General features: G+C 68.9%; 11 protein-coding genes and 2 pseudogenes. 10 read left to right on the plus strand and 3 right to left on the minus strand.

What is annotated here, in order from left to right; genetic code table 11:
* Positions 1-250 precede the first annotated feature (250 nt).
* The gene (locus BN1187_RS13620; protein ID WP_218184666.1) at positions 251-685 is read right to left on the minus strand and encodes a restriction endonuclease; all 435 of its coding nucleotides are present in this window, start codon (positions 683-685) and stop codon (positions 251-253) included.
* A 47-nt stretch (positions 686-732) separates the two neighbouring features.
* On the opposite strand from BN1187_RS13620, the gene BN1187_RS13630 reads away from it, so the two are divergent.
* A protein-coding gene (locus BN1187_RS13630; RefSeq protein WP_097677297.1) for an IS3 family transposase occupies positions 733-1,994 on the plus strand; the annotation gives its coding sequence in 2 pieces (ribosomal slippage) (positions 733-1,081 and positions 1,081-1,994; 1,263 coding nt in all).
* Between the two features lie 132 nt (positions 1,995-2,126).
* Here the strand turns inward: BN1187_RS13630 and BN1187_RS13635 are convergent.
* Positions 2,127-2,459 carry a transposase gene (locus BN1187_RS13635; protein WP_097677346.1) on the minus strand — a complete coding sequence of 111 codons (333 nt, stop codon included), beginning with the start codon at positions 2,457-2,459 and terminating at the stop codon, positions 2,127-2,129.
* Positions 2,460-2,497: 38 nt separating this feature from the next.
* Here BN1187_RS13635 and BN1187_RS13640 point away from each other — a divergent pair.
* From BN1187_RS13640 to BN1187_RS15265, 9 genes and pseudogenes are all read left to right on the plus strand, one after another.
* Positions 2,498-2,745 (plus strand): annotated as a pseudogene (locus tag BN1187_RS13640) (transposase); the annotation flags it as partial.
* Between the two features lie 142 nt (positions 2,746-2,887).
* The gene (locus BN1187_RS13645; RefSeq protein WP_082034718.1) at positions 2,888-3,826 is read left to right on the plus strand and encodes a MurR/RpiR family transcriptional regulator; all 939 of its coding nucleotides are present in this window, start codon (positions 2,888-2,890) and stop codon (positions 3,824-3,826) included.
* A 59-nt stretch (positions 3,827-3,885) separates the two neighbouring features.
* On the plus strand, positions 3,886-5,340 hold the full coding sequence (locus tag BN1187_RS13650) for an APC family permease (protein WP_082034754.1): 1,455 nt from the start codon (positions 3,886-3,888) through the stop codon (positions 5,338-5,340).
* The gene (locus tag BN1187_RS13655) at positions 5,337-6,638 is read left to right on the plus strand and encodes a glutamine synthetase (protein ID WP_040162495.1); all 1,302 of its coding nucleotides are present in this window, start codon (positions 5,337-5,339) and stop codon (positions 6,636-6,638) included. The genes BN1187_RS13650 and BN1187_RS13655 overlap by 4 nt, the downstream gene beginning before the upstream one ends.
* Complete coding sequence (locus tag BN1187_RS13660) at positions 6,628-7,794, plus strand: amidohydrolase family protein (protein WP_218184667.1); 1,167 nt, start codon at positions 6,628-6,630, stop codon at positions 7,792-7,794. Before BN1187_RS13655 ends, BN1187_RS13660 begins: the two co-directional genes overlap by 11 nt.
* Entirely contained in the window at positions 7,791-9,002 is a 1,212-nt protein-coding gene (locus BN1187_RS13665; protein ID WP_052462731.1) for a M20 metallopeptidase family protein, read from the plus strand. Before BN1187_RS13660 ends, BN1187_RS13665 begins: the two co-directional genes overlap by 4 nt.
* Entirely contained in the window at positions 8,999-10,345 is a 1,347-nt protein-coding gene (locus BN1187_RS13670; RefSeq protein WP_052462732.1) for an aspartate aminotransferase family protein, read from the plus strand. The genes BN1187_RS13665 and BN1187_RS13670 overlap by 4 nt, the downstream gene beginning before the upstream one ends.
* Positions 10,346-10,483: 138 nt before the next feature.
* Positions 10,484-10,777, plus strand: a complete 294-nt coding sequence (locus tag BN1187_RS13675) for a transposase (RefSeq protein ID WP_040162499.1) — start codon at positions 10,484-10,486, stop codon at positions 10,775-10,777.
* Positions 10,778-10,884: 107 nt separating this feature from the next.
* Positions 10,885-11,277, plus strand: a pseudogene (locus BN1187_RS15265) (IS3 family transposase); the annotation flags it as partial.
* 37 nt (positions 11,278-11,314) lie between these two features.
* On the opposite strand, the gene BN1187_RS14960 reads toward BN1187_RS15265, so the two are convergent.
* Positions 11,315-11,736: integrase core domain-containing protein (locus tag BN1187_RS14960; protein WP_040162501.1), on the minus strand; the 422-nt coding region annotated here is incomplete at its 5' end.

Raw genomic sequence — 11,736 nt, forward strand, 5'->3', positions numbered from 1 at the left:
GGAAGCTGGACGCTCGTGGATCGTCAGCAGTGGCCCGCCCTACGGCGGCGACTCGACCGACTGCCCCACGCCACGGCGTACGGCCCGCAGTCAGCATCACGCACGTAGGCAGAAGGACCTGGCTCTTAGACCAGGCCGTGCGCTGGAACATGGCCCGTCCACTGCGCTTGCGCGTCTTCGATACGCCTCTCAGATCGCTTCACGAGTCGCCACACGTCTTTCAAGCGAGGCCCGAACGGCAGAGACCACCCTATGAGCGCAGGTGGTAACTCGCGACCAGGTCCGGTCGTTGCGATAGCTGCGTTTCGAGGCGACTATCGGCCCAAAGCTCGATGAGCGGGAGCTTCCCATCGGTGTTGTGCTTCTCAACAATCGCCACCGCGTCGGTGGTGAACCGCCCGCTTGTAGCGATCACCAAAGTCCGAACAACTGGTGGCTCCCAGAGCTGCAGCGCCGCAAGGGTGTTTGTGATGTCAGATGGGGCGACGGACTTCGACATCCAGTGCTTGGCCTGAACAATCACCCGTTCAGTTCGCGTTGTCCCGCCGTCATCTCTGATGACGCGCTCCGCGGATAGATCACGTCCCCGATCAGGGGCGCGAGTCTTCATCAACCACTCGACGTTCTGATAGCTGGGGAAGCCTCGCAGAAGATCAAACGGGGCCTGACCCCGGTTCTTGGACACGCTGAATCCAGCACGTGGTGCTGGGGAAGCGAGATGATCCGAGAACCATGGCCAGGAAGAACTACTCCGAGGAGTTTCGTCGTCAGGCCGTCGACTTGTACGAGTCCACCCCGGGCGCCACGGTCCGCGGCATCGCCGAGGACCTCGGCATCGTGCGCGGCACGCTGCGGGGCTGGCTCGAGGTCTACGGGACGGGCAAGAAGACCGCCGCCGACGGAACGCTGACCTCCAGCCCGTTGCAGTCCAAGCCTCCAGGGCCGAGCCCCGCGGTACCCGAGGGTGAGGCGCCCGAGCAGAGGATCGCCCGACTCGAGGCCGAGAACGCGGCGCTACGTGCCGAGACGACCAAGCTCACCACCGAGCGGGAGATTCTCCAGCGGGCGGCCAAGTATTTCGCCGGGGAGACGCGCTGGTGAGTCGCTTCCAGTTCGTCGCCGACAACTCCGCCACCTTCGAGGTGAAGCGACTGTGCGCGCTCGTCGAGATCGAGCGCTCGTCCTACTACGCCTGGCTCAACGCCGCCCCCGCTCGCGCAGAGCGCGCCCGGGCAGATGCTGAGCTCGCGACGCGGATCAGGGCCGTTCATGCCGAGGACGACACCCAGGGGGCGCCGCGGATCACCGCCGAGCTCAACGACTACGCCCCTGCCGGTGAGCGCGTGAACCACAAGCGCGTGGCCAGGGTGATGCGGCTCGAGGGCATCCGTGGCTACGCGAAGAAGCGGCGGGTGCGGACCACGATCCCCGAGCCGTCGGGGCAGAAGTATTTGGATCTGCTCAAGCGGGACTTCACCGCCGAGCGCCCGAACCGGCGCTACGTCGGGGACATCACCTACCTGCCGTTGGCCGACGGGACGAACCTGTACCTGGCGACCGTGATCGACTGCTACTCACGCCGGCTCGCCGGCTGGGCGATCGCCGACCACATGCGCACCGAGCTCGTGGAGGACGCCCTCAACGCAGCGGCCGCGACCCGGGGCAGCCTCAAGGGCGCGATCTTCCACAGCGACCACGGGTCGGTCTACTGCTCCAAGGCCTACGCCAAGCTGTGCAGGAAGCTCGGTGTCACCCAATCCATGGGCGGCATCGGATCGTCCGCCGACAACGCGCTCGCGGAGTCGTTCAACGCCACGATGAAGCGCGAGGTCCTTCAGGACGCCGCCTGCTGGACAGACGAGCTGACCTGCCGCCGGCAGGTCTTCAGGTGGCTCGTCCGCTACAACACCCGCCGCCGTCACACCTGGTGCGGCTACCTGTCCCCGTCCACCTACGAGGCCCGCCGGGCCGCTACGCGGCCGACCGCCGCGTAATCACACCCTGTGTCCAAGTTCCGGGGGTAGGGCCCATCTGCACGCCGGCATCCTTCAACACCGCACAGATCGGCTCGACCCCGACCTCACGCTCATCGACCACGTCATGGCGGTGAGCATCGATGTAGGCCACTACCTGCTGGTGGGGCGGTCGAGCTCCGCCGCGAAGAAAGCCGCTGAGGTCTTCAAGATATGGTTCGCGCGTCTCAACTCGCGGACCTCACGCTCGAGCTCGGCCAGGCGCGTCGCGTCATCGCTGGTCGTCCCGGCCCGCACGCCGCCGTCGATCTCGGCCTGCTTGACCCACGTCCGCAACGCTTCCGGATGCACCCCCAGCTGATCGCCGACCCGCTTGATCGCCCCCGGCCGCGACGCCGGATCCGCCCGCGCCTCGACCGCCATCCGCGTGGCCCGCTCCTTCAACTCCAAGCTGTACTTCCTCGGTGCCGCCATGACACTCATCATCCTTCCCAGGAATCAGAGCCTCCACCGAACCCGGGGCGATTCAGATTCGGCGGGTGCTCTACTCGACCAATGCGATCGAGTCGCTCAACGCCCGCTTCCGGCGCGCTGTCCGGGCCAGGGGCCACTTCCCGAACGAGCAGTCAGCGATGAAGACGCTCTATCTGGTCGTGCGGTCACTAGACCCCAAGGGCACCGGTCAGACACGATGGGCCGTGCGGTGGAAGCCAGCTCTCAACGCCTTCGCCATCACCTTTCGCACCGCATGCCAGCGGCGGAGAACCAGTAACAAATGAACGACTCTTACACCGTTAGAGCGATAGTCCCTGGTTCGAGTTCTGGGGTAGGTGGTGGCGCACCGGCGCACGTGGCGGTGGTGTCGTGGCAAAGTGCGGACTGAGAGGCTGTGGTCCTCGAGGTTGGGAGTGGGTATGTCGTCGCCGCCGGGAACAGCACCGACTACCGGAGCTGGGTTGGATCCGCTCGGTGTTGCGGAGCGCACGCGGGAGGCTATGGGATCGCTGACCGCGAGTGAGCGGAAGGTGGCGCGGGCTTTGTTGTCGATGTACCCGGTCGCTGGGCTGGGGACGGTGGCCGAGCTTGCTGAGCGGGCGGGAGTGAGCTCGCCGACGGTGGTGCGTTTCGTCGCGCGGCTCGGCTTCGAGGGCTTCGCGGCGTTTCAGGGGTCGCTGAGGCGTGAGGTGCACGCGCGGATGGGGTCGCCGTTGGAGCAGTACTCCGAGCGGGGGCTGCCGGGCTCCGGTGAGGCGTTGCTGCCGTATGTCACGGATTCGTTCGTCGGTTCGGTGCAGGCCTCGTTCGCGGAGGTATCGCCGAGTGAGTTCGAGCGTGCGGTGGAGCTGCTGGCCTCGCTGCGACTGCGGGTTCATGTCGTGGGGGGCCGGTTCAGTCATGTGTTGGCCGAGTACCTCGTGGCTCACTTGTACCTGCTGCGGCCCGGTGTCGCCTTGGTGCCCCGGGACGAGTTCTCGCGCGTTGCGCTGGCGGCCGACGCCTCGCGTCGGGATGTGCTGGTGGTCTTCGACTACCGCCGCTACGACGAGGCGACGACAATGCTGGCCCGGCAGGTCGCCTCGGCGGGGGCGCAGGTTGTGCTGCTCACCGATCCGTGGCTCTCCCCGGTGGCTGAGGTCGCGGATGTGGTGCTGCCGGTGCGGGTCGAGTCGCCGTCGCCGTTCGACTCCCTGGTGCCGGCATTGGCCCTGGTCGAGGCGCTGGTCGCGGCGCTGACGGAGCGACGCGGCGAAGCCGGTCGGACCCGCGTGGAGCGATTCGAAGCCGTGGGGACGCTCCTGGACCCCGGTTGGCCGCCGACGGATCGCACCGCACGGCCGCTCGACGATTCGTAACAAATGTTTCAGTAGAAACTCTTGACGTGTTCCGCGTCACTCTTGTTTCATTACTGGGCATGAGCGAGAGCACCGCGACAGGGGTCGATGAGTCGGCCCATTCGATGACGACCGGGCTGCATCGCAAGCTGCGGGTGTGGGAGGTCACCGCGTTGTCGGTGGGCTTCATGGGGCCGGTGATGGCGATGTCCCTCAACGGCATCGGCGTGGCGGGACTGGTGGGGAAGGCGGTGCCGTTCACTTTCCTGGTCTCCTTCGCTGGGACGATGCTGGTGGCGTACGCGTTCATCCGGCTGACCCGGTACTTCGCCCATGCGGGCAGCGTGTATGCGCTGGCCGGGGCGACGCTGGGCCCCCGGGCGGGCTTCTTCGGCGGCTTCGCCCTGCTCGGCACCTACTTGTTCTTCTCGGCGTGCATCACCGGTGCCTGCGCAGTCTTCTTCGGGGCCATGCTCGGCGAGCTGGGGCTGGCCGAGCCTTCCGGGGGGTGGCTGGTCGTCGTGGTTGTCTCGGCAGCGCTGGCGTTGGCGTTGAACGTGCGCGAGTCGACGGTGACGACGCGCACGCTGCTGGCGATCGGGATGGTCGGGATCGTCGTCATGGTCGTCCTCAGCCTGATCATCATCGCGCGGGTGGCCTCGGGTTCAGCGCCGGTGAGCACCGGGGTGGACCTAGGCACGCTGCTACCGGGGGAGGCGCCGATGACTGCAGTGATGACGGCGGCGGTGTTCGGCTTCCTCTCGTGGGCGGGGTTCGAGTCGGGGACCTCGCTGGGGGAGGAGACCCGTGATCCGAAGCGGACGATCCCGAAGGCGTTGACGTATGCGGTGGTGCTGGCCGGAGTGATCTACACGCTGGTGATGTTCGCCCAGACCATCGGGTACGGCACCGACGCCGCCGGTCAGGAGGCGTTTGCCGGAGCGAGCTCGACACTGACCGAGCTGAGCTCGACGTACGTCGGGCCGTGGTTCGCGGTCCTGATCTCCGTGATCGCCTTCTGTGTCGCCTTCGCCTCGCTGCTCAGCTGCACGGCGGCGGCCGCGCGGCTGGTGTTCGCGCTGGCCCGTGACGGTTTCGGGCCGGCGCCGCTAGCGCGCACCAGCGCCAAGACGGGCGCTCCCGTGGTGGCCACGGTGACCGTGATCGGCCTGACCGTGGCGCTGGCAATGCTGCTCGCGGCCCTGGGCGGAGGGCCGATCGAGGTCTACTACTGGTACGCCACGATCGCCACCTTGTGTATGGTGGTGGCCTACGGGATGGCCTCGGTCGGGGTGATCCGGCACACCTTCCGGCCCGGTTCCCCGATCCGGTCCTGGGAGGCTGTGTTCCCGGTCCTCGGTCTGGTTTTCCTCGCGTACGTCTACATCGTCCAGGTCGCGGGCCAGGAGGCCCCGTACAGCTACTTCCCGTGGATGGCGGGCGCCTGGTGCTTGGCCGGGCTCGCCGTCATCCTCGCCGCCCCGCGCCTGGCCGAACGCATAGGCGCGCGCCTGACCGTGGAGGACCTCGGATGAGCCTCGAGAAGAGCCCCGTGACGTTTGTCGCCACCAGTGACCTGTGCGCGATCACCAAGGGCCGCGCGGTCCTGACCGAGGACCTCAAGGCGGGCGGGTCCACCGGCTGGGTGCCGGCCAACCTCGGCATCGGCGCCAGCGGCCAGATCGTGGACCAGATCCCGTTCGGCTCCACCGGCGACCTGCGCCTGGCCCCGGACCCGAGCACCGAGCGGGTCATCTCCGGTGTCCCGGGCCGCCCGGACACCGCGATGGTCCTGGCCGACATCGTCACCACCGACGGCCAGCCGTGGGCCTGCTGCCCTCGGACCTTCCTGCGCGAGTCTGTGAGGACCCTGCGCGAGGAGTTCGGGCTGACGATGGAGTCGGCGTTCGAGCACGAGTTCATGGCCCTCGACGTCGAGGACGAGCACCATCCCTTCTCCTGGCGCAACTTCCGTGCCGTCGAGCCGATCGGCTCGCTGCTGGTCAGCGCCATGCAGGCCAGCAGCCTGGAGCCGGAGAGCTGGCTGGCCGAGTACGGCCGGCACCAGTACGAGATCACCGTGAGACGCGCTGACGCGGTCGCCGCAGCCGACCGGGCCGTCCTGGTGCGCGACATCGTCCGGGACGTCTTCTCCGCCGCCGGGCACCGCACCACGTTCAGCCCGATGGCCTCGCCCGGGCACTCCGGCAACGGTGTCCACGTGCACTTCGGCCTGGCCTACGACCAGGGCCGCAACGCGATGTTCGACCCGCAGCGTCCCGGCCGGCTCTCCGAGCTCGGAGGCCGGTTCGCTGCCGGCATCCTGCGTCACGCCGGTGCGCTGGCGGCGATCTTCGCCCCGCTGAGCATCTCCTACCTGAGGCTGCGGCCCCACCAGTGGTCCTCGGCCGGGGTGTTCCTCGGACTGCACAACCGCGAGGCACTGCTCCGACTCTGCCCCACCGTGGAGATCGGCGGCAAGGACCCGGCACCGCAGCTGCACCTGGAGTTCCGCGGCGCCGACATCGGCGCCAACCCGTGGCTTCTTCTCGGGGCACTGCTGCAGGCCGGCATGGACGGGCTGCGCACCGCGATGGACCCGGCCGAGGTCCAGGTCGGCGAGGTCGACCCTTCCGACGCGGGCAGCGTCGTCGGGGATCTGCCCCATCACCTGGGCCAGGCGCTCGACCTGTTCGAGAACGACCCGGTGGTGCGCGGCTGGTTCGCCCCGGACCTGGTGACGACCTACCTGCGGATCAAGCGCACCGAGCTGGCGGAGGTCAGCCGGATGAGCGAGGCCGAGCAGTGCGCCTGGTACGCCCGTGCCTACTGACCCGATGCCGGACTGGCTCACCGACCTGCCCCTAGTGGACCACCACTGTCACGGCGTCAACGGCGCCACGGTGGACCGAGCGACCTTCGAGGACCTGATCACCGAGTCCGACCGGGCCGCCCCGCCCGGCACGACGTTCTTCGACACCCAGCTCGGGTTCGCCATCCGCCGGCACTGCGCCCCCATCCTGGACCTTCCCGTCTTCGCCGACCCCGACGACTACCTGGCTCGACGCGCCGAGCTCGGCCCGGCCGAGGTCAACGCCCGGCTGCTCCGTGCCAGCGGCATCAGCGACTACCTCGTCGAGACCGGCCACAAGAGCGACGAGATCCTCACCCCCCAGCAGATGGGGGACACCGCCGCCGCAGGCTACGGCGAGGTCGTCCGCCTCGAGCGCATCGCCGAGCAGGTCGCCGGCGAGGGAGACCCCGCCGACTTCGTTGTCGCCTTCGCCGACCGGCTCGACAGCCACCTCAGCGCCGCGGTCGGGGTCAAGAGCATCGCCGCCTACCGATGCGGCTTCGACATCGACCCCTCCCGGCCCTCGCCGGACGAGGTCGCCGACGCGGTCCAGCTGTGGACGCGCTCCACGCCGACCGGGACCCCGCTGCGGCTCAGCGACCCGGTCCTGGTCCGGCACGGATGGTGGGAGGCGATCGAGCGAGCCGTCCCTATCCAGCTGCACGTCGGCTACGGCGACCCCGACGTCGACCTGCACCGCTGCAACCCGCTGCTGCTGACCGACCTGCTCCGCCTCGCCCGCGGCAGCGGCGCCTCCTTCATGCTGCTGCACTGCTACCCCTTCCATCGCGAGGCCGGCTACCTGGCCCATGTCTTCGAACACGTCTACTGCGACGTCGGGCTGGCCGTGACCTACACCGGCGCCCAGTCGGCCCAGGTCATCGCCGAGTCCCTCGAGCTGACCCCGTTCGGCAAAGCCCTGTTCTCCTCGGACGCCTTCGGCGCCGCCGAGCTGTTCCAACTCGGGGCCCTGCTCTTCCGCCGCGGACTGGCCCGCGCCCTGGACACGTGGGCGGGCGCCGACTGGCCGCCGCACGAGCAGCAGCGGATCGCGACGATGATCGCCACAGGCAACGCCCGCCGCGTCTACCGGCTGGACCAGATGGCGACCACCACCTTCGGAACAGGTCCGTGACCACCGTGCAACACGCCATCGACACCCTCGAGGACCTGCGCCGCGACTGGCTGTCAGCGCTCCACGCCGAGCTGCCCGACGCCATCGCCCTGCGGCACCGACTGCACGCCCAGCCCCGCCTCTCCGGCGGCGAAGAGGACACCGCCGCCACGATCGAGCACGCCCTGGGCATCTCGATGGAACGCCTCGCCGACACCGGACGCATCGGACGCGTCGGACCATCCGAGGGACCCTCGGTGCTCCTGCGTGCCGAGCTCGACGCGCTGCCGGTGACCGAGGCCACCGGGGCACCCTACGCCGCCACCAACGGCGCCATGCACGCCTGCGGACACGATGTCCACCAGGCCGCCCTGGTTGCCGTCGTCCGGGCCTGCAGGACCTTGTCACTGCCGGTGGGGCTGGTCGTGCTGCTGCAACCGCGGGAGGAGACCTACCCCTCCGGCGCCCGCGACGCCGTCCAGTCCGGTGCGCTGACCCGGTACGGCGTCGCCGCCGCTGCCGGAGCCCATGTGCACCCCACCGTGCCCGCCGGCACGGTCGCCACCGGGGCGGGCGTGGTCAACGCCGCCGCCGACGAGGTCGAGATCCTCGTCACCGGCCGCGGCGGACACGGCGCCTACCCACACCGCGCGGCCGACCCGATCGCCGCCGCCGCCCACATCGTCCTGGCCCTGCCCGAGCTCGTCCGTCGCACCGTCTCGCCGATGCGCCCGGCCACCGTCTCGGTCGGCCACGTCCAGTCCGGCCAGCCCAGCGCCAACGTCCTGCCCGACCAGGCCCGCATCCTCGCCACCATGCGCACCACCGACGCCCAGGACCGCAGCGACGTCCAGGACCAGGTGCGACTCCTGGCCTCCAGCCAGGCCGAGGCCTTCGGCCTGACCTCGACGGTGACGATCACCGCGGGCGAGCCCGTCCTGTACAACCACCCCGCCCTGGTGGAGCGGATGGACGACTGGCTGGTGCGCAGCGGCATCGACGTCACCGAACCGATGCGGTCCCTGGGCGCCGACGACTTCTCCTTCTTCGGCGAGGTGGTCCCTGCTGTCATGTCGTTCGTCGGCGTCACCGTCGCAGGCCATGACGAGGCCCCCGAACTGCACCATCCGCGGTTCCTGCCCGACGACGACGCCATCCTCGACGTCGCCACCGCCCTCGTCGCCGCCTACCTCGCCGGAGCCGAGATCATCCACCTGGGCCTGACATGACCGCTGACCCCACCGCGACAGCCACCCCCGACACCGACTGGTACGACCGCGACACCCGCACCATCGCCGGCGTCGAGAAGCTCCGCTTCTTCCCCCAGGTCGCCGCCACCGGACACGGGACATACCTGATCACCCCGAGCGGACGCCAGGTGCTCGACCTCAGCGCCAGCTGGACCGCCTCCGGCCTCGGTCACGGGCACCCCCGCATCGTCGAGGCCGTCACCGCCGCCATGGCCGCACCCCCCGGCGCCTCCCTGCTCTCCGGCACCCACCCGCACGCCGTCCGCCTCGCCGAGGAGCTGCTCGACCTCGTCCCGACCACCGGACGGCACCGGCGGGTCTACCTCGGCCACGCCGGCACCGACGCCAACGACGTCGCCCTCCGCGCCGCCCGCCACGCCACCGGACGGCGTCGCATCATCGCCTTCGAGCACGGCTACCACGGCGGTCTCGGCACCTCCATGGCCATCTCCGGCGTCCACATCGACGCCGGAGCCAGTCCCGAGCCCGACCTGACGCTCGTGCCCTACCCGGACCCCTACCGGCCATGGATCGACCCCGACACGCTGCTGGCCGACACGATGGCTCTGGTGCAACGGCACCTCGCAGACGGCGACGTCGCCGCGGTCATCGTCGAGCCCATCCAGTCCGACGGCGGGGTCATCGTCCCGCCCGCCGGCTTCCTGACCAGGCTGCGCGTCCTCACCCGCCAATACGCCGCCCTGCTGGTTGTCGACGAGGTCAAGGTCGGACTGTCCCGCACCGGGCACCTCATGGCACACCACATCGAGGACGTCGTCCCCGACATCGTCACCCTCGGCAAGGCCCTCGGCGGAGGACTGCCCCTCTCGGCCGCTATCGGCCCCGCCTCCGCGCTCGACACCCCCGCCGCCTCAGCCCTCATGACCACCATCGGCAACCCCGTCTCCTGCGCAGCAGGACTCGCCGTCCTCGACATCCTCCGCGACGGAGCCCTGGCCCACGCCGCTCAGGACCGAGGCGCCCAACTAACCGAGGCGTTGCGTCACTACGCAGCCTCCGACCGACCAGGCGCCGCCCACATCGGCGACATCCGAGGAAGGGGCCTGGCCATCGGTGTCGAGCTCGTCGAAGCCGGCACCAAGACACCGGACCCGGTCCTGGCCGCCAAGGCCGTCCTCGCCGGCTGGCACCTCGGCATCATCGCCTACCCCGTCCGCGGCAACGTCATCGAGGTCACCCCACCATTGACCATCACCCACGACGAAGTGACCACCGCCACCCACCTACTCACCGAAGCCATCGACTGGGCCGCACTCGGACACGTCACCGACGACGACATCGCCCCCTACAGCGGATGGTGACCAACGCCCCCTCGCCATGAAGCGGGTGGATTCCAAACCCAAGGCGTCGGGCACTCCCGGCGGAAGGGTGGACCGTCCCCGGTTTGGTGGATAGTTGGGGTAAGTCGTGATTCCTTTCTGAACTGAAAGGAAGTCGTGATGGGTTCGACGAGGAGATCGTTCACGGAGGAGTACAAGGCGTCCGCGGTAGGGTTGGTCCTGGATGATGGCCACAGCATCGCCGAGACCGCCAGGAATATCGGCGTGCACGAGATGACGTTGGGTAAATGGGTGAAGAAGGCGCGTGACTCCGGCGGGAAACGTCCCGAGAAGCCACTGTCAGAGAGCGAACGCGAGGAACTGATCCGGCTTCGGGAGGAAGTCAAACACGCCCGCATGGAGGCGGAGTTCGCAAAAAAAGTAGCGTCCTGGTTCGCGAAAGACCAGCGGTGAAGTACGCCGCGATCGCGGACTGGGCTGACCGTGACGAGTATCCGGTGGATTTCATGTGCAAGCAGTTTGCCGTGTCGCCCTCCGGGTTCTATGCCTGACGTGGCCGGGTGCCCAGCCCGCGCGATCAGGACAATGATCGCCTGTTGGCGATCATTGTCGAGGCCTACCGGCGGCTGCGCGGCAACCCTGGTGTTCGACGGATCCACGCCGAGCTGCTCGCCCTGGGCGAACGGGTCGGCAAGAATCGCGTCGCTCGCCTCATGCAGGCCGCCGGGCTGCGCGGACGCCACCCCCGCGCCTGGAAGCGCACGACCACCAGCGGCCCGGACCCGGCGCCGGCCCCAGACCTGATCGGGCGCGACTTCACAGCCGAGCGGCCGAACCAGAAGTGGTGTTCCGATATCACCTACATCAAGACCTGGAACGGTTGGGCGTATCTGGCCATAGTCATCGACCTACACTCCCGAGCCGTTGTGGGCTGGGCACTGGCCGACCACATGCGCACCGACCTGAAGCGCCCTGGGTTTCGTTCCGTGGTTAGACGGGCGCGGGCGCGGTCGTCGTGGGGTGAGTGTAGGACGCCTCGACTTCCGCGGGGGTGCGGTAGCCGAGCGCTTCGTGCAAACGCTCGGTGTTCCACCAGTGGACCCAGCCCATGGTGGCGATCTCGACCGCCTGGGTGGACTCCCAGATCCGCTGGGAGTGGATCAGCTCGGCCTTGAACAAGCCGTTGACGGTCTCTGCCAGGGCGTTGTCATACGAATCGCCGACCGAGCCGACCGATGCGGTGACCCCGGCAGTGATCAGCGCGTCAGAGTACGCCAGGGAAACGTATTGGGCCCCGCGGTCGCTGTGATGGATCAGTCCGCTTTGGCAGCGCACGGCGCCACTGGTCAGCAGTGCGTGCTCCAGCGCCAGCAGGGGCAGGCCGTCGGTATGGAGGGTCGCAGCGACCGCCC

The sequence above is a fragment of the Nigerium massiliense genome (assembly GCF_000826085.1).
GTDB lineage: Bacteria > Actinomycetota > Actinomycetes > Propionibacteriales > Propionibacteriaceae > Propioniciclava > Propioniciclava massiliense.

Excerpts from the sequence above, each read along its gene's own strand:
- BN1187_RS13635 (WP_097677346.1), bottom strand. The coding sequence starts at position 2,459 with ATGATGAGTGTCATGGCGGCACCGAGGAAGTACAGCTTGGAGTTGAAG.
- BN1187_RS13645 (WP_082034718.1), top strand. The coding sequence starts at position 2,888 with ATGTCGTCGCCGCCGGGAACAGCACCGACTACCGGAGCTGGGTTGGAT.
- BN1187_RS13650 (WP_082034754.1), top strand. The coding sequence starts at position 3,886 with ATGAGCGAGAGCACCGCGACAGGGGTCGATGAGTCGGCCCATTCGATG.
- BN1187_RS13655 (WP_040162495.1), top strand. The coding sequence starts at position 5,337 with ATGAGCCTCGAGAAGAGCCCCGTGACGTTTGTCGCCACCAGTGACCTG.
- BN1187_RS13670 (WP_052462732.1), top strand. The coding sequence starts at position 8,999 with ATGACCGCTGACCCCACCGCGACAGCCACCCCCGACACCGACTGGTAC.
- BN1187_RS13675 (WP_040162499.1), top strand. The coding sequence starts at position 10,484 with ATGGGTTCGACGAGGAGATCGTTCACGGAGGAGTACAAGGCGTCCGCG.